This window comes from Citrobacter sp. RHB25-C09 (assembly GCF_013836145.1).
Taxonomy (GTDB): Bacteria; Pseudomonadota; Gammaproteobacteria; order Enterobacterales; family Enterobacteriaceae; genus Citrobacter_A.
Window position 1 is genome coordinate 2,496,174 of the sequence record NZ_CP057483.1, and the last position, 16,760, is coordinate 2,512,933.

Annotated in this window: 16 protein-coding genes; 6 read left to right on the forward strand and 10 right to left on the reverse strand. The window is 52.2% G+C overall.

Annotated elements, in window-relative coordinates:
* Positions 1-2 precede the first annotated feature (2 nt).
* Positions 3-377 carry a CopC domain-containing protein YobA gene (yobA, locus tag HVY19_RS11585; RefSeq protein ID WP_181680745.1) on the reverse strand — a complete coding sequence of 125 codons (375 nt, stop codon included), beginning with the start codon at positions 375-377 and terminating at the stop codon, positions 3-5.
* A 139-nt stretch (positions 378-516) separates the two neighbouring features.
* Between yobA and HVY19_RS11590 the strand changes: the two genes are divergently transcribed.
* The 3 genes from HVY19_RS11590 to exoX all read left to right on the forward strand — a co-directional run bounded on the left by HVY19_RS11590 (position 517) and on the right by exoX (position 2,199).
* Positions 517-747: a DNA polymerase III subunit theta gene (locus HVY19_RS11590; RefSeq protein ID WP_181680746.1), complete on the forward strand. Its 231-nt coding sequence runs from the start codon at positions 517-519 to the stop codon at positions 745-747.
* A gap of 109 nt (positions 748-856) precedes the next feature.
* Positions 857-1,513: a carbon-nitrogen hydrolase family protein gene (locus HVY19_RS11595; RefSeq protein ID WP_181680747.1), complete on the forward strand. Its 657-nt coding sequence runs from the start codon at positions 857-859 to the stop codon at positions 1,511-1,513.
* Between the two features lie 23 nt (positions 1,514-1,536).
* Positions 1,537-2,199, forward strand: coding sequence for an exodeoxyribonuclease X (gene exoX / locus HVY19_RS11600; RefSeq protein WP_181680748.1), 663 nt, complete (start codon positions 1,537-1,539; stop codon positions 2,197-2,199).
* Here exoX and ptrB read toward each other — a convergent pair.
* The 4 genes from ptrB to yebG form a co-directional block, all read right to left on the reverse strand.
* The gene (gene ptrB / locus HVY19_RS11605) at positions 2,181-4,256 is read right to left on the reverse strand and encodes an oligopeptidase B (RefSeq protein ID WP_181680749.1); all 2,076 of its coding nucleotides are present in this window, start codon (positions 4,254-4,256) and stop codon (positions 2,181-2,183) included. The genes exoX and ptrB overlap by 19 nt on opposite strands.
* 88 nt (positions 4,257-4,344) lie before the next feature.
* The gene (locus HVY19_RS11610; protein WP_181680750.1) at positions 4,345-5,007 is read right to left on the reverse strand and encodes a tellurite resistance TerB family protein; all 663 of its coding nucleotides are present in this window, start codon (positions 5,005-5,007) and stop codon (positions 4,345-4,347) included.
* Positions 5,008-5,103: 96 nt separating this feature from the next.
* Positions 5,104-5,457: a protein YebF gene (yebF, locus tag HVY19_RS11615; RefSeq protein ID WP_181680751.1), complete on the reverse strand. Its 354-nt coding sequence runs from the start codon at positions 5,455-5,457 to the stop codon at positions 5,104-5,106.
* A 67-nt stretch (positions 5,458-5,524) separates the two neighbouring features.
* The gene (gene yebG, locus HVY19_RS11620) at positions 5,525-5,815 is read right to left on the reverse strand and encodes a DNA damage-inducible protein YebG (protein ID WP_181680752.1); all 291 of its coding nucleotides are present in this window, start codon (positions 5,813-5,815) and stop codon (positions 5,525-5,527) included.
* 132 nt (positions 5,816-5,947) lie between these two features.
* Between yebG and purT the strand changes: the two genes are divergently transcribed.
* Positions 5,948-7,126 (forward strand): formate-dependent phosphoribosylglycinamide formyltransferase, encoded by a 1,179-nt coding sequence (gene purT, locus HVY19_RS11625; RefSeq protein ID WP_181680753.1) that lies wholly within the window; start codon positions 5,948-5,950, stop codon positions 7,124-7,126.
* Positions 7,127-7,222: 96 nt separating this feature from the next.
* On the opposite strand, the gene kdgA is transcribed toward purT, so the two are convergent.
* The 3 genes from kdgA to zwf all read right to left on the reverse strand — a co-directional run bounded on the left by kdgA (position 7,223) and on the right by zwf (position 11,421).
* Positions 7,223-7,864 (reverse strand): bifunctional 4-hydroxy-2-oxoglutarate aldolase/2-dehydro-3-deoxy-phosphogluconate aldolase, encoded by a 642-nt coding sequence (kdgA, locus tag HVY19_RS11630; RefSeq protein WP_181680754.1) that lies wholly within the window; start codon positions 7,862-7,864, stop codon positions 7,223-7,225.
* Between the two features lie 35 nt (positions 7,865-7,899).
* Positions 7,900-9,711 (reverse strand): phosphogluconate dehydratase, encoded by a 1,812-nt coding sequence (gene edd / locus HVY19_RS11635; RefSeq protein ID WP_181680755.1) that lies wholly within the window; start codon positions 9,709-9,711, stop codon positions 7,900-7,902.
* A 234-nt stretch (positions 9,712-9,945) separates the two neighbouring features.
* Complete coding sequence (gene zwf / locus HVY19_RS11640) at positions 9,946-11,421, reverse strand: glucose-6-phosphate dehydrogenase (protein ID WP_181680756.1); 1,476 nt, start codon at positions 11,419-11,421, stop codon at positions 9,946-9,948.
* A 350-nt stretch (positions 11,422-11,771) separates the two neighbouring features.
* Between zwf and HVY19_RS11645 the strand changes: the two genes are divergently transcribed.
* Together HVY19_RS11645 and pyk are read left to right on the forward strand one after the other, a co-directional pair.
* The gene (locus tag HVY19_RS11645; RefSeq protein ID WP_181680757.1) at positions 11,772-12,641 is read left to right on the forward strand and encodes a MurR/RpiR family transcriptional regulator; all 870 of its coding nucleotides are present in this window, start codon (positions 11,772-11,774) and stop codon (positions 12,639-12,641) included.
* 124 nt (positions 12,642-12,765) lie between these two features.
* The gene (gene pyk, locus HVY19_RS11650; protein WP_181680758.1) at positions 12,766-14,208 is read left to right on the forward strand and encodes a pyruvate kinase; all 1,443 of its coding nucleotides are present in this window, start codon (positions 12,766-12,768) and stop codon (positions 14,206-14,208) included.
* 122 nt (positions 14,209-14,330) lie between these two features.
* On the opposite strand, the gene lpxM is transcribed toward pyk, so the two are convergent.
* Positions 14,331-15,302 (reverse strand): lauroyl-Kdo(2)-lipid IV(A) myristoyltransferase, encoded by a 972-nt coding sequence (gene lpxM, locus HVY19_RS11655; RefSeq protein WP_181680759.1) that lies wholly within the window; start codon positions 15,300-15,302, stop codon positions 14,331-14,333.
* A gap of 121 nt (positions 15,303-15,423) precedes the next feature.
* Positions 15,424-16,746 carry a murein DD-endopeptidase MepM gene (mepM, locus tag HVY19_RS11660; protein ID WP_181680760.1) on the reverse strand — a complete coding sequence of 441 codons (1,323 nt, stop codon included), beginning with the start codon at positions 16,744-16,746 and terminating at the stop codon, positions 15,424-15,426.
* Between the last annotated feature and the right edge of the window lie 14 nt (positions 16,747-16,760).

Here is a 16,760-nt window from a genome sequence, read left to right on the forward strand (position 1 = left end):
GACTATTTCACATTAAAGCGGTACTTCCCTTTGGTTTTATGTCCATCCACCGACACAACATGCCAGCTCACCGTGTAGTCGCCGGGTTTCAGGGCCTCACCCAATGGGATAATGAGTTGCGTTTTATCCTGCTCGTTACGCTTCGCAGGCTGCGTTTTAATCTGCTCTTGCTTTGGTCCGGTAATGACTGCACCACTAAATCCAGGTTCGATACCTTCTGAGAAATTCAGGGTCAGCGCCTGTGGAGCGGCCGTAACTTCGGCATCGGCTGCGGGATATTGATGGGTCAGATGCGCATGCGCCCATGCTGAGGAGGTCATCAGTGCAGAGGTCAACAGCAGGAGTGAATAACCAAGAGTGCGGGCAGGTGAATGCATATTTACTATTCCTTTTTGTTATGTCTTATTTTGAGAGGATAACCTTCTATAATGGCTGAGTCGAGATTCATCATGATGTGGGCTTGCCATTACGGCTAACTCTTAGTAACTTTTGCGCGCATTACCAAAGGAGAAGTGCATGCATAAAAATCTGGCTCAACTCGAGCAGGCTGAAATGGATAAGGTCAACGTTGATCTTGCCGCCGCTGGCGTAGCGTTCAAAGAGCGCTATAACATGCCCGTGGTCGCAGAGGTTGTGGAGCGTGAACAGCCTGAACATTTGCGAGAATGGTTTCGTGAACGCCTGATTGCGCATCGACTGGCATCCGTTTCGCTGTCACGTTTACCTTATGAACCCAAACCTAAATAACTCGTTGATATAAAGTTACATAACCTTACATTTTGCCTGTTACAGTATAAGTATATTCTTAATCCAGAGTTTTATGGATAAAACCAGGCACTATGACAAGGAAAGCATTATGTCACACTGGAAAGTCGCTGCGGCGCAGTATGAACCACTAACAACTTCTTTCAGTGAGCACGTCGCTCGCCATCTAAAATTTATACACGCTGCCGCCCGGCAGAAATGCCGTCTTGTGGTTTTTCCAGCGCTTTCTTTACTCGGGTGCCTTGACGAGAAACGCCCTCTCCCTGCACCGCCGGATAACGCCCTACTGCAACCGCTTATCAACGCCGCTGTTACACATCGAATGATCGTTATTGCCGGGTTACCCGTGGAACATAACGCGCGATTTGTGAAAGGAATGGCGGTGTTTGCCCCCTGGATGAACGCTCCTCACATTTGTCATCACGGTCATGGCGCATGTTTAGGACAGGACCTCAAAACGATTAGCGTGTTGGATGACCAACCCGAAGGTATCGATATTGACCCTGAATTCTCGCTCTTTACCAGCAGTCAAAGCGTAAGCGAACCTGAATTACTCAATTCCACATCGCGTTTACAGCGTTTCTCGCATCGATTCTCGATTGCCGTATTGATGGCCAATGCGCGGGGGAGTAGCGCATTATGGGATGAAAACGGGCAATTAATTGTGCGTGCCGATCGTGGTTCGCTGTTATTGACAGGGCAACGCACATCCGAGGGTTGGCAAGGCGATATCATTCCTTTACGCTAGGCGTTTTCGGTCAGGAGCTTTCCATGCTGCGCATTATCGATACAGAAACCTGTGGCCTTCAGGGCGGGATCGTTGAGATCGCCTCTGTCGATGTGGTTGACGGTAAAATTGTGAACCCGATGAGCCACCTTGTGCGCCCTGACTGCCCTATTTCTCCACAGGCCATGGCGATTCATCGAATCACCGAGTCGATGGTGGCGGATAAACCGTGGATTGAAGAGATCATACCTCACTACTACGGCAGCGAATGGTACGTTGCGCATAACGCCAGTTTTGACCGCCGCGTACTGCCAGAAATGCCGGGCGAGTGGATCTGCACCATGAAGCTCTCCCGCCGTCTGTGGCCGGGCATTAAATACAGCAACATGGCGTTGTATAAATCCCGCAAGCTGAACGTACAGACCCCGCAGGGGTTACATCATCACCGCGCCTTGTACGACTGCTACATCACAGCTGCGCTGCTTATCGATATCATGAACACCTCCGGCTGGTCCGCAGAACAGATGGCTGACATTACCGGGCGTCCTGCTTTGCTGACGACCTTTACCTTCGGTAAATACCGTGGGAAAGCGGTTTCAGAAGTTGCCGAACGCGATCCGGGCTATCTGCGCTGGTTATTTAATAACCTTGACAGCATGAGCCCGGAACTGCGTTTGACGCTCAAGCATTATCTGGATAACGCCTGAATACCGCCCTGCCCAGGCAGCGTCCCTTGCGCCAGACCAATCAGAAAAGCGAACTCCAGCGCCACCCCTTCCCAGGATTTAAAACGCCCTGATTTACCGCCATGTCCGGAATCCATATCCGTACAGAGTAACAGCAGATTATCATCGGTCTTTAACTCTCGCAGTTTTGCTACCCATTTTGCCGGTTCCCAGTATTGCACCTGGGAGTCATGTAATCCCGTCGTGACCAACATGTGTGGATAGCGCTGCGCCCGAACGTTGTCATAGGGGCTGTAGCTTTTCATGTAGGCGTAGTATTGCGGATCTTTGGGATTCCCCCACTCTTCAAACTCTCCGGTGGTCAGCGGAATAGACTCGTCGAGCATGGTCGTGACCACATCGACAAACGGGACCTGGGCGATAACGCCGTGGAACAACTCCGGACGCTCGTTAATCGCCACACCCATTAGCATTCCTCCGGCACTGCCTCCCATCGCGTAACATAGCGAGGGCGAGCCGTAGCCCTGAGCTAACAGCGCATCACAGGCATCAAGATAGTCATTAAAGGTATTTCGTTTTTTCAGGAATTTCCCGTCTTCATACCATTGCTGTCCCAGTTCTCCCCCGCCCCGGACGTGGACAATGGCGTAAACAAATCCGCGATCGAGCAGACTCAGCCGACTTGCGCTGAAATCAGCGTCCATGGAAGAACCATAGGAACCGTAGCCGTAAACCAGGATGGGGTTTTGCCCCTTGCGGAAATATTTCTGATGATAGACCAGCGAGACAGGCACCTCGACGCCGTCACGGGCGGTGATCCACACATGCTCACTGCGATAGCAGGCGGAGTCAAACCCTGGCACCTCAGTTTGTTTAATGACCCGCCGCTCACCGGTATCCATGTCCAGCTCAAACAAGGTGTCTGGTGTGGTCATAGACGAGTAACCATAGCGCAGACGTGAGGTTTCGGGTTCTGGATTATAAGCAAGCCAGGTGACATACGCCGGATCATCGAAGGCAATACCGACGACTTCCCGCGTTTTACGATTGATCTGGCGCAGGCTGGTCAGGCCGCGCTGACGCTCCTCAACCACCAGCCAGTCGGTAAACAACGTAAATCCTTCCAGCATTATTGCGTCACGCGCCGGGATCAGCGTTTCCCACTGCTTTTCATCACGCACACGACTGCGGTATAGGCCAAAGTTTTTACCTTCCCGATTCGAGCGCAGATAAAACTTATGCTGGTAGTGGTCAAGGCTGTATTCATGATCTTTACGGCGGGGCAAGAACACAAACGGCTCGGCGTCGGCCAGCGCCGCATCAAGGAGTAACACCTCCGTGGTCGTTGCGCTGCCCAGATGTATCACGACGAAGTGTTGGGAAGTGGTTTTATGTAAACTGACGTAGAACGTATCGTCTTTCTCTTCGTAAATCAGTTCATCCTGCGAGGACGGCGTTCCGATAGTATGCCGCCATACCTGATAGGGCAGTAGTGTCGTGGCATGTTTGCGCACGTAATAAAAGGTCAACGAGTCATTTGCCCAGACAAACTCGGGTGCGACGTTATCAAGCATCTCCGGGTACCAGTTGCCGCTTTGCAAATTTCGAAAACGGATCCCGTACTGTCGACGTGAGAGATAATCCTCGGCGAGCGCCATGATGCTGTTGTCCGGCGTGATCGCCAGCCCACCCAGAGTATAAAATTCGCTGTGAGCCGCCCGTTTGTTCGCATCGATCAGCGTTTCCCACTCGTCCCACTCCTCGGTTAACGCTGATTGTCGCTGGTATATCGCATATTCACACCCAGGTTCATAAACGTGTCGATAACGATACCCGTTCTTCACATAAGGCGCGGAGACTTCCCGAGGTGGAATGCGGTCGATGATCTCTTTCAGCACACGATCCTGCAACGCTTGTTGCCCGGACATCACACGATGCCCATAGCTATTTTCCTCGTTCAGGTAGTCAAGCACTTCTGGCTGCGAGCGGGTATCGTCTCGCAGCCAATAATAGTCATCAATGCGGGTATCGCCATGCATGGTCATGGCGTGGGGGATACGTTTAGCTTTTGGCAGCATCTCATTGTTCTTTCGTCTTTAAACATCTTCTAAGGGTGGCAAAAGACACGAATGATGCAAGCGAAACATGCTGCGTTTTACGTTTTTGTTAGCCCGGCAGAGCCTGTTTTTGCTGCTGCAAATCCTGTTCGATCCCTTCCCGCACCTCTTGCGGGATCTTCAGCGCATCGCCCAACGCATTCAGATAGCTACGTTCCATAAAGTGGTCAATATCAATCGCAGCACAGCTCAGGAAATAAATTTCCAGCGCTTCTTCTTCATTGCGAATGCCCTGTGCCAGACGCTGCGGATCCAGCGGCTGTTCAATCGCCTGTTCGATAAAAACGCGGCCCTGTTCTTCCACACCGGCTTCGCGAAGTTGCTGCTCGATGACCATCCGCTCGTTGGCATCAATATGACCATCGCTTTTTGCTGCAAAAACCAGCGCGAGGATAAGGCGCTCGGTTCGCACATCCAGCGGTGAGCTTTGGCGACCAAACTGCGGTTCATCCTGATGTGCGGTGCGTACCTTATCTTTATATTTGTTCCACAAAACAGTCCCTGCCACCGCGCCGCCGCCCACCAACAGCGCACTGGTGCCATATTTGCTTAATAATTTACGTGATGATTTATTGGCAAGCAGTAACCCCGCCAGTCCGCCTAACGCGCCAGGCACCAGGAGTTTACCCAGGCCTTGATCGGCTGATGACGATGACAACGACGAACCGTTTTGTCCGAGAAGAGATTGTAATTGATTTAGCCAGTTAGCCATTTTTTGCCCCTCAAGTACTGACGATAGATCGTCACAGCGTACCCAAGGGGATGTCAGGAATTGTCTATTTTGACAAAAGATGCGCAAATTATCGTGCTAGCGGGGCTGGTATTCTGCGGTTCCGGCTTTGCAATCCACCGTGACCTGATAATGGATGTCCGCACTTTTACCCCTTACGGTCAAGGGCACGGTCCATTTCCCGTCCTGGCCAGTGATTTCTTTCGGGTTTACCCAAGCCACCGGATCGGCCTGCCCGACCTGTTTTTGATCGTCAGCCCAACGCACAATGCGGTTTTGCTGATAATCTCGCTTAACGCTGGCTGCGATGCCATCGGCGTCCAGGCCATCACAGCCTGGAAATTTGACCGTCTTACTTTCTGTGTTAGCCGCAAAGGCTGAGACGCTGGCGGATAACAGCAGCAGACTCAACAGCGTTCCTCTTGTATTCATACTTGTCTCCTGAGCACATTGATTCAGCAAAAAGCATGGTACAAAACGTCAGGAGCGCAAGTCAGAATCAGGCAGCCTGTGAATCTTCTTCGCCCTGTCCGTTTTCTTCAACGGCCTGAGGAGAAGGCAATTTACCGGTTTTCAGGATCGTGCTCAGCACATCTTTGTGCTCCGCCAGCCACAGAGACAGCGCTTCGCGTTGTTCATCTTCAAGAGCCAATGGGGATTGCTCTAGCCACGTATCGAGCAGATCTGCTGTATCCAGCATCTTGTCATACGCATCCGCTTCCTTCTTGCTGGTAAATGACATTTTTTCCTCACCTTCACGAATGACGACGTATTTAATTTCAACCGCCATAATGCAGCCTCTCAATATTACTGTAATTATGTACAGTATATTGCATTTTGCCTGCGAAATCAACCCACCAATAAAGACATACGCAAACGTTTTCGTTTATACTGCTGGCACTTTTTTCAGGGGAGTTTTTTCATGACGCTATTAGGCACTGCGCTGCGTCCGGCAGCAACTCGGGTTATGTTATTGGGATCAGGCGAACTGGGCAAAGAAGTGGCAATTGAATGCCAGCGTCTGGGCGTTGAAGTGATCGCTGTCGATCGCTATGCCGATGCGCCTGCCATGCATGTGGCCCATCGTTCTCACGTCATCAATATGCTGGATGGCGAAGCGCTGCGTCGGGTCGTTGAACTGGAAAAACCAGATTATATTGTGCCGGAAATCGAAGCTATCGCCACCGATATGCTGATTGCACTTGAGCAGGAAGGGAAAAAAGTCGTGCCCTGCGCCCGAGCGACAAAGCTAACCATGAACCGTGAGGGCATCCGCCGTCTTGCGGCAGAAGAGTTAGCACTCCCTACCTCCTCTTTCCGTTTTGCCGACAGCGAAGCGACCTTCCGTGATGCTGTCGCAGAAATAGGCTATCCCTGCATTGTAAAGCCGGTGATGAGCTCCTCGGGTAAAGGACAGAGTTTTATCCGCTCCGCTGAACAATTGGCTGAGGCATGGGAATATGCCCAACAGGGTGGTCGCGCTGGCGCGGGTCGGGTGATTGTCGAAGGCGTCGTGAAGTTCGATTTTGAAATTACGCTATTAACCGTCAGCGCGGTCGATGGCGTCCATTTTTGCGCTCCGGTGGGACATCGTCAGGAAGATGGTGATTACCGTGAATCCTGGCAACCGCAGCAAATGAGCCCGCTGGCGCGGGAACGTGCGGAAGAAATTGCCCGTAAGGTGGTTCTGGCGCTAGGCGGCTACGGACTGTTCGGCGTGGAGCTGTTTGTCTGCGGTGATGAGGTCATTTTCAGCGAGGTGTCTCCGCGCCCGCATGATACCGGCATGGTAACGCTCATTTCTCAGGATCTGTCAGAATTTGCCCTACATGTCCGCGCTTTTCTCGGCTTGCCGGTTGGTGCCATTCGTCAATATGGACCAGCGGCTTCAGCTGTCATTTTGCCGAGATTGACCAGTCAGAACGTTACGTTTGATAACGTGCAGAGTGCGGTTGGCGCAGGTTTGCAGGTTCGATTTTTTGGAAAGCCGGAGATTGACGGAACGCGTCGTCTGGGCGTGGCGTTAGCCACTGGGGAAAGTGTTGATGAGGCGGTGATAAGAGCGAAAGAGGCCGCCGGTCAGGTCATCGTCAACGGATAATGCAAAATGCCTGATGGCGACACCAACACGACTTACCAGGCCTACATAAGCAACATATAGGCCCGATAAGCGTAACGCCATCAGGCAATTAACGACTTATGACTTCGCGCCTTCTACCGCTTCGCGCGCCAGACGTGTGATGCGATCCCAGTCACCCGCTTCCAGCGCATCGTTCGGTACCAGCCATGAGCCCCCGATACACAGGACACTTTTCAGCGCCAGGTAGTCACGGTAGTTGGCCGGGGAGATACCGCCCGTCGGGCAGAAACGAACCTGAGAGAACGGCCCTGCGATAGCCTGTAGCGCCTTAGTACCGCCGTTAGCTTCCGCCGGGAAGAATTTGAACTCTTTCAGACCGTAGTCCATGCCCAGCATCAGTTCAGAAACGGTGCTGATACCCGGGATCAGCGGAATAGTCCCTGCAGTCGCCGCTTTCAGCAGAGGCTCTGTCAGGCCAGGGCTGATGGCAAACTGCGCGCCTGCTTCGGTCACTTCAGCCAGTTGCTGCGCGTTCAGAACCGTACCTGCACCGATGATCGCTTCCGGCACTTCTTTGGCGATAGCACGGATAGCATCCATCGCACACGCGGTACGCAGGGTGACCTCAAGCACGCGGACACCACCTGCAACCAGCGCTTTAGCCATCGGCACCGCGTGTTCCAGTTTATTCACCACAATCACCGGGACAACCGGGCCGGTGGTCAGGATTGCTTCTGCACTTGTTTTCCAGTTTTTCATCAGAGTTTTTCTCTCGCCTGATTGCAAAATGAGTCTTAAAAAGTGATACAGGTTGCGCCCTGCTCGGCGCCGGACAAGTTTTCACGCAATGCGCTAAACATCTCACGGCCCGTACCAACGCGCGATGCGCTGAGATCAGGGATATGCGGCTGGCGTGCGGCCAACTCTGCGTCATCGACCAGCAGCGTTAATTCACCTGTCTGTCCATTCACACGAATGATGTCACCGTCGCGTACTTTTGCCAGCAGCCCACCGTCATAGGCTTCCGGAGTGACATGGATTGCCGAAGGCACTTTACCCGAAGCCCCAGACAGTCGTCCATCGGTCACTAACGCAATTTTGAAACAACGGTCCAATAATACACCAAGCGGCGGCATGAGTTTATGTAATTCTGGCATTCCGTTCGCTTTTGGTCCCTGATGACGAACAACGACCACGCAGTCGCGATCCAATAGCCCCGCTTCAAACGCCGGTAACACATCATGCTGGCTTTCAAAGACAACCGCTGGCGCTTCGACGATCTGATTTTCAACCGGGACCGCCGAGGTCTTCATCACCGCACGACCAAGGTTACCGCTTAATACTTTTGTCCCGCCGTGGTGGGAGAACGGTTTAGCAAAAGTTGCAATCACATTGCTGTCGAGAGACTGAGACGCGCCTTCACGCCAGTCGAGCTCACCGTTGTTCAGCCACGGTTCCAGGGTGTAACGCTTCAGGCCAAAGCCAGCAACGGTATTTACATCTTCATGCAGAAGCCCTGCACTGAGCAGTTCGCGCATCAGAACCGGCACACCGCCCGCCGCCTGAAAATGGTTAATATCTGCCGGGCCGTTTGGATACAGACGCGCCATCAGCGGCACGATGTCTGAAAGATCGGAGAAATCATCCCAGTTAATCTGAATACCCGCCGCGCGCGCCATCGCCACCAGATGCATCGTGTGGTTGGTGGAACCGCCGGTTGCCAGCAGTGCGACGATGCCGTTCACCACCACTTTCTCGTCGATCATTTTACCGATCGGCATCCATTCATTACCGTTGCCGGTCAGACGAGTGACCTGACGTGCCGCTGCCGCCGTCAACGCTTCACGCAGTGGCGCGTCCGGGTGGACAAATGAGGAGCCCGGTAACTGCATCCCCATAAATTCCACTACCATCTGGTTGGTATTGGCGGTGCCATAGAAAGTGCAGGTACCCGGCGCATGATAAGAAGCCGCTTCCGATTCCAGCAGCGCCATGCGATCGACTTTGCCTTCGGCGTACAGTTGACGGATACGGACTTTCTCTTTATTAGGCAGACCACTCGCCATGGGGCCTGACGGAACAAAAATGGCAGGCAGATGACCGAACGAGAGCGCTGCCATTGTCAGACCGGGTACAATTTTGTCGCACACGCCAAGGAACAGTGCGCCATCAAACATGTTATGTGACAGCCCCACCGCCGCCGACATCGCAATCACTTCACGACTCAGCAGAGACAACTCCATTCCATCCTGCCCTTGTGTGACGCCATCGCACATCGCCGGGACACCGCCTGCAACCTGCCCCACCGCGTTTACCGCATGGAGCGCTTTGCGGATGATGTCCGGATAATACTCGTAAGGCTGATGAGCAGAGAGCATATCGTTATAAGAAGTCACGATCGCGATATTGTTACGCAGCATGCTTTTCAGTGCATCTTTATCTTCTGGCTGACAGGCTGCGAATCCATGTGCCAGATTTCCGCACGCCAGTTGTGAGCGATGAACCGTGGAGGATTTAGCCTGCTCAATACGAGCAAGATAGGCGGAACGAGTCTCGCGAGAGCGTTCAACGATGCGTTGTGTTACGCGTAACAAATTTGGATTCATAGAGGCTCCTGAAATTTCTTTGTCGGGGCTACAGGTTTAACAGGTCGTTTCAGCAAGGTTAAAAATACTGAGAGCGCCTGTTAGCCGGAGCGCAAGGGCAAAAACGTTTCAGGCAGTGTAATAAAAAAAGCCTCGCGGGTGAATCCACGCGAGGCTTAAAAGTGCAAAAATTATTCTACAAGCTGTGTTAGATCATGTTACCGGTAAAATAACCCTTAAGCGTTAGGAGGGATTTTACTCGAATTCATTCCATGAACGCCCGTCACGGGTGATCATCGCGACTGAGGCTACGGGTCCCCAGGTACCAGCCTGATACGGTTTCGGCGCGTCATTGTCCATCGCCCACGCTTCAGTAATGGAATCCACCCATTTCCACGCTTCTTCCACTTCATCACGACGAACAAACAGGGCCTGAATTCCGCGCATGGTTTCCAGCAGCAGACGCTCGTAAGCATCCGCCAGATGGGTCTGATTAAAGGTTTCGGAATAGCTCAGATCCAGCTTAGTAATCTGCAGATTATGCTTGTGATCCAGCCCAGGCACTTTATTCAGTACCTGGATATCAACACCCTCATCAGGCTGGAGACGAATCGTCAGTTTGTTCTGCGGTAAATCCTGCCAGGACTCTTTGAACAGGTTCAGTTCCGGTGTCTTGAAGTAAACCACCACTTCTGAGCACTTGGTCGGTAAACGCTTACCGGTACGCAGGTAGAACGGCACGCCAGCCCAGCGCCAGTTGTCGATATCGACGCGAATCGCCACAAAGGTTTCGGTATTGCTGCTTTTGTTCGCCCCTTCTTCTTCCAGATAGCCCGGCACTTTTTTGCCCTGAGCGAAGCCGGTGGTGTACTGGCCGCGAACCGTTTTTTCACGCACATTTGAACGATCAATACGGCGCAGCGATTTCAGTACCTTCACTTTTTCATCGCGAATGCTGTCGGCACTCAGGTCGGACGGCGGTGACATCGCAATCATGCACAGAATTTGCAGCAGGTGGTTCTGGATCATGTCGCGCATCTGACCTGCCTGGTCGAAGTAACCCCAACGCCCTTCGATGCCCACCTCTTCCGCAACGGTGATTTCCACATGATCGATAGTGCGGTTATCCCAGTTATTCACGAACAGCGAGTTGGCGAAGCGCAGCGCCAGCAGGTTAAGTACCGTCTCTTTGCCGAGGTAGTGATCGATACGGTAAACCTGGCACTCTTCAAAGTACTCGCCAACCTGATCGTTAATTTCACGGGAGGTTGCCAGCGAGGTGCCCAGCGGTTTTTCCATCACCACGCGCGCGGGTTTGGCGTTCAGTTTCGCTTCACCCAGCCCTTTGCAGATGGCACCAAAGGTGCTTGGCGGCATGGCGAAATAGTTAATTGTGGTGCGCGTTTTCTGGTCGAGCATATCGCCCAGGCGGGTAAATGCCGCCGTGTCGTTGACATCCAGATTGCAGAAATCAAGTCGCCCGCTCAGGGTTTTCCACAGGCCTTCATCGATTTTTTCTTTCATGAAGGTTTCCAGTGCTTCGCGTACAACCTGGGTATAGGTTTCTTTATCCCAGTCCGCACGTCCAACGCCGATGATGCGAGTATCCGGATTGATTTGTCCGGCTTTTTCCAACTGATACAGGGAAGGCAGCAATTTACGCCGCGCAAGGTCGCCTTTCGCGCCGAAAATGACCAGGTCACATGCCTGGGCTGTTTGCGTTACCGCCATGTCAATCTCCTTTGTTAGCTATCCTGGTACGTTGCCAGGCATTACTTGTAATTTTATTACAGTGCACTGTACTGCTTTTACGGGATTCCGGAAACCGTAAACGCTTGTCAGCCCGTGCGTTTGGCGCAAAAGGCGGTTGTGGTAGCGTTTACCTGGCAAAAATGGCTACAAGAGTTATCGTTTTCTGGCTCATAATATTGAGTCAAAATAAGATGTTGATCATGTAATGAAAAAAAACAACAACTATTCTGACCATTTTGCTCCCTTCATCCCTCAGCAAGGGTACTATCTACCAAAATTGCCTTCGATTTCTTATATCATTGAAATCGTCAAAGCCTTGGGTTTACACCATGAATATGCTGGAAAAAATCCAGACGCAACTGGAACATTTAAGCAAATCTGAACGCAAAGTCGCAGACGTCATTCTGGCCTCTCCCGACTGCGCAATCCACTCCAGTATCGCTACGCTTGCGCAGCAGGCTAATGTCAGCGAACCCACCGTTAACCGTTTTTGCCGCAGCATGGAAACGCGGGGATTCCCTGATTTTAAACTGCATCTGGCACAAAGTCTGGCTAATGGTACACCTTATGTTAATCGTAATGTGGATGAAGATGATAGCGTAGAGTCTTACACCGGTAAGATCTTCGAATCCGCAATGGCCAGTCTGGATCACGTGCGCCACTCGCTGGATAAAGGCGCGGTGAATCGAGCAGTAGATCTGCTCACACAGGCCAAGAAAATTTCTTTCTTTGGTCTGGGCTCATCAGCCGCCGTCGCCCATGATGCGATGAACAAATTCTTTCGCTTTAACGTCCCGGTTATTTATTCTGACGACATTGTCCTGCAACGCATGAGTTGTATGAATTGTAGTGACGATGATGTCGTTGTGCTTATTTCTCATACCGGCCGGACAAAAAATCTGGTGGAACTGGCACGACTGGCGCGTGAAAACGATGCGATTGTTATTGCATTAACCTCCGCCGACACCCCGCTCGCGCGTGAGGCGACACTGGCAATCACGCTTGACGTACCGGAAGATACTGACATTTATATGCCCATGGTGTCTCGACTTGCACAACTTACCGTGATAGATGTGCTGGCAACGGGATTTACTTTGCGTCGTGGGGCAAAATTCAGAGATAACTTGAAGCGTGTCAAAGAAGCGCTCAAAGAATCGCGTTTTGATAAACAATCCCTCATCAATAGCGATGAAAGCTAAAAGTCATAATCAGTCCGACCTTTTTTCGTCATCCGGTTTTGTTCGCTATGCTATGTAAAGGTTTTCAGAACCACCGGATCATTTTTCACGCAACACCAAGATGTTTCAGTCAACGGAGTATTACATGTCCAGAAGGCTTCGCAGAACCAAAATCGTTACCACGTTAGGCCCGGCAACAGATCGCGATAATAATCTCGAAAAGATTATCGCGGCGGGTGCGAACGTCGTGCGTATGAACTTTTCTCACGGCTCGCCAGAAGATCACAAAATGCGCGCGGATAAAGTTCGTGAAATTGCCGCCAAACTTGGGCGTCATGTGGCTATTCTTGGCGATCTTCAGGGGCCGAAAATTCGTGTGTCTACCTTTAAGGAAGGCAAGGTTTTCCTCAATATTGGCGACAAATTCCTCCTTGATGCCAATCTGAGTAAAGGGGAAGGCGATAAAGAGAAAGTCGGGATCGACTATAAAGGCCTGCCGGCAGACGTTGTCCCTGGCGATATCCTGCTGCTTGATGATGGTCGCGTTCAGCTAAAAGTGCTGGAAGTTCAGGGGATGAAGGTGTTTACCGAAGTTACGGTGGGCGGCCCACTCTCCAATAATAAAGGTATTAACAAACTTGGTGGCGGCCTCTCCGCTGAAGCGCTGACCGAGAAAGACAAGGCCGACATCGTCACCGCCGCGCAGATTGGCGTCGACTATCTTGCCGTTTCCTTCCCGCGCTGTGGCGAAGATCTGAACTATGCGCGTCGTCTGGCACGTGATGCGGGTTGTGATGCAAAAATTGTCGCGAAGGTTGAACGTGCTGAAGCTGTCTGCGATCAGAATGCGATGGATGACATCATTCTGGCTTCTGACGTGGTGATGGTTGCCCGTGGCGATCTTGGCGTTGAGATTGGCGACCCGGAACTGGTGGGTATTCAAAAAGCACTGATTCGTCGTGCGCGCCAGCTTAACCGTGCGGTGATTACGGCGACGCAAATGATGGAGTCGATGATCACCAACCCAATGCCGACGCGTGCGGAGGTCATGGACGTCGCAAACGCCGTGCTCGATGGTACCGATGCGGTTATGCTGTCGGCGGAAACGGCTGCCGGCCAATATCCCGCAGAAACCGTAGCCGCGATGGCACGCGTGTGCCTGGGCGCAGAAAAAATCCCGAGCATTAATGTCTCTAAACACCGCCTGGACATTCAGTTCGATAACGTGGAAGAAGCCATTGCGATGTCTGCGATGTATGCGGCAAACCACCTGAAAGGCGTGACGGCGATCATCGCCATGACAGAGTCCGGCCGCACTGCGCTGATGACGTCGCGTATTAGTTCTGGCCTGCCGATTTTCGCTATGTCTCGCCACGAGCGCACGCTGAACCTGACGTCGCTGTATCGCGGCGTGACCCCGGTCCATTTCGACAGCGCGGCAGAAGGTGTCGTCGCCGCCAGCGAAGCGGTGTCTTTACTTCGCGATAAAGGTTTCCTGGTGTCCGGCGATCTGGTGATTGTGACTCAGGGCGACGTAATGAGTACCATCGGGTCAACCAATACCACGCGTATTTTAACCGTTGAGTAAAGGTAACTGGATGCCGGATGGCGACGTTAACACGTCTTATCCGGCCTCGTAACGCGTAAGCCTGATAAGTGAAACGCCATCAGGCATTCCCAGTAATAAGCCTCTCTTTCGAGAGGCTTGTTTTATTTGATGGGATAGAGATCTTGGCGTTTATACGGCTGAACTTCCCCGGGTTTGCGCGTTTTCAGCAGCTTCAGGATCCAGGTATATTGTTCCGGATGCGGGCGAACGAAAATTTCAACTTCTTCATTCATCCGTCTTGCGATGGTCACGTCATCGGCCGTGAGCAGATCGTCCATCGGTGGACGAACCTGAATGGTCAGGCGATGGCTTTTGCCGTCATAAACGGGAAACAGCGGGATCACACGCGCACGGCACACTTTCATCAGACGACCAATCGCGGGTAACGTGGCTTTATAGGTTGCGAAGAAATCAACAAACTCGCTGTGCTCCGGACCATGATCCTGGTCAGGCAGATAATAGCCCCAGTAGCCCTGGCGAATTGACTGAATAAACGGCTTGATACCGTCATTGCGCGCATGCAGACGGCCGCCAAAACGACGACGCACGGTGTTCCAGACATAGTCAAAAACCGGGTTACCCTGGTTGTGGAACATGGCAGCCATTTTCTGTCCCTGAGAAGCCATCAGCATGGCGGGGATATCAACGCCCCAGCCATGCGGCACAAGGAAAATCACTTTTTCATCGTTGCGCCGCATTTCTTCGATAATTTCCAGACCTTCCCAGTCAACCCGTGACTGGATCTTTTCCGGTCCGCGAATAGCCAGTTCCGCCATCATCACCATCGCCTGCGGTGCGGTAGCAAACATCTCATCAACAATGGCTTCGCGTTCCGCTTCGCTACGTTCTGGAAAGCACAGGGATAAGTTGATTAACGCGCGACGACGTGAGCTTTTGCCCATCCGACCAGCGAAGCGGCCCAGACGCGCCAGTAACGGGTCACGAAAGGAGGCTGGGGTTAACGCCATCCCAGCCATCGCGGCAACGCCCAGCCAGTTGCCCCAATAACGCGGATGGCGGAAGGACTTTTCAAATTCCGGGATGTACTCAGTATTATTTTTTTTTGTTTCCATGCTTATCCAGTGCCTGATGACGCAAAAGTAAAACTGTTGATAGTGTAGCGGCGCACCCTGTCGCGTACAAAATAAAAAAGCCGGCACGTTTATCGCGTACCGGCTTTCCCATCATAACCGATTAATCAAAGCGTAACTGAGGAAGTACTTGTTTTACCTGCGCCAGATACTCAACGCGATCGGAACCCGTCAGCCCTTCAGTATGCGGCAGTTTTGCCGTCAACGGATTCACCGCCTGCTGGTTAATCCACACTTCATAATGCAGATGCGGACCTGTCGAGCGGCCGGTATTTCCGGAAAGCGCGATGCGATCGCCACGTTTAACCTTCTGCCCCGGTTTCACCAGCAATTTACGCAGGTGCATATAACGAGTGGTATAGGTACGGCCATGACGGATAGCCACATAATAGCCAGCCGCACCGCTACGCTTCGCGACGACGACTTCGCCATCACCTACCGACAGCACTGGCGTACCCTGTGGCATCGCAAAATCAACGCCTTTGTGCGGCGCCACGCGCCCCGTTACCGGGTTAGTACGGCGAGGGTTAAAGTTAGATGAAATGCGGAACTGTTTTACGGTTGGGAAACGCATAAAGCCTTTCGCAAGGCCAGTACCGTTGCGATCGTAGAATTTGCCGTCTTCGGCGCGGATCGCATAATAATCTTTACCTTCAGAACGCAAACGAACGCCCAGCAGTTGGCTCTGTTCGCGCTTACCGTCCAGCATTTCACGCGACATCAGCACAGAGAACTCATCGCCTTTTTTCAGCTTACGGAAGTCCATCTGCCACTGCATCGATTTAATCACAGCGCTAATTTCAGAACTGGTCAGCCCGGCCGCTTTTGCGCTGGCGACAAAGCTGCCACCCACGGTGCCTTTGATCAAGCTGTTAACCCAGTCACCCTGCTGCGTTTCGGCGGTCATCTTGAAGCCGTTTGCTGCAGTACGGTCATACGTACGCGTTTCACGACGCGACATTTCCCAGGTCAAACGCTGCAAGTCACCATCAGCCGTCAGCGTCCAGGAGAGCTGTTGACCAATTTTCAGGTTACGCAATTCTTTGTCTGCGGAAGCAAGTTGGGTGATGTCACCCATCTCAATACCGTACTGATTGAGAATGCTACTGAGGGTATCGCCGGTAGAAACAACATATTCATGGACGCCCGCTTCACCTGCGATTTTGTCGTCCAGTTCATCCTGCGGAATAGCTTCATCTTCCTGCGCCGCCTGATCGATAGGTTCACTGGCTTCCGGCAGTAACGAACGGATCTCGTTTTGTTCCAGTTCGATCGTTTTCACAATAGGAGAAGCATCAGGATGATAAACGTAAGGCCGCCAGACTGCGACGGCCAACGTTAATACTGTAAGCGACCCCAGCATAACGCGATGGGGTCTGGGCAGATTATTAAATGCCAGGGCGACAGAGCGGGTTATCTGTTGCACGTATTCACTTCCTC

Excerpts from the sequence above, each read along its gene's own strand:
- HVY19_RS11595 (WP_181680747.1), top strand. The coding sequence starts at position 857 with ATGTCACACTGGAAAGTCGCTGCGGCGCAGTATGAACCACTAACAACT.
- ptrB (WP_181680749.1), bottom strand. The coding sequence starts at position 4,256 with ATGCTGCCAAAAGCTAAACGTATCCCCCACGCCATGACCATGCATGGC.
- edd (WP_181680755.1), bottom strand. The coding sequence starts at position 9,711 with ATGAATCCAAATTTGTTACGCGTAACACAACGCATCGTTGAACGCTCT.
- yobA (WP_181680745.1), bottom strand. The coding sequence starts at position 377 with ATGCATTCACCTGCCCGCACTCTTGGTTATTCACTCCTGCTGTTGACC.
- kdgA (WP_181680754.1), bottom strand. The coding sequence starts at position 7,864 with ATGAAAAACTGGAAAACAAGTGCAGAAGCAATCCTGACCACCGGCCCG.
- HVY19_RS11590 (WP_181680746.1), top strand. The coding sequence starts at position 517 with ATGCATAAAAATCTGGCTCAACTCGAGCAGGCTGAAATGGATAAGGTC.
- pyk (WP_181680758.1), top strand. The coding sequence starts at position 12,766 with ATGTCCAGAAGGCTTCGCAGAACCAAAATCGTTACCACGTTAGGCCCG.
- yebG (WP_181680752.1), bottom strand. The coding sequence starts at position 5,815 with ATGGCGGTTGAAATTAAATACGTCGTCATTCGTGAAGGTGAGGAAAAA.
- purT (WP_181680753.1), top strand. The coding sequence starts at position 5,948 with ATGACGCTATTAGGCACTGCGCTGCGTCCGGCAGCAACTCGGGTTATG.
- exoX (WP_181680748.1), top strand. The coding sequence starts at position 1,537 with ATGCTGCGCATTATCGATACAGAAACCTGTGGCCTTCAGGGCGGGATC.
- lpxM (WP_181680759.1), bottom strand. The coding sequence starts at position 15,302 with ATGGAAACAAAAAAAAATAATACTGAGTACATCCCGGAATTTGAAAAG.
- yebF (WP_181680751.1), bottom strand. The coding sequence starts at position 5,457 with ATGAATACAAGAGGAACGCTGTTGAGTCTGCTGCTGTTATCCGCCAGC.
- zwf (WP_181680756.1), bottom strand. The coding sequence starts at position 11,421 with ATGGCGGTAACGCAAACAGCCCAGGCATGTGACCTGGTCATTTTCGGC.
- HVY19_RS11610 (WP_181680750.1), bottom strand. The coding sequence starts at position 5,007 with ATGGCTAACTGGCTAAATCAATTACAATCTCTTCTCGGACAAAACGGT.
- HVY19_RS11645 (WP_181680757.1), top strand. The coding sequence starts at position 11,772 with ATGAATATGCTGGAAAAAATCCAGACGCAACTGGAACATTTAAGCAAA.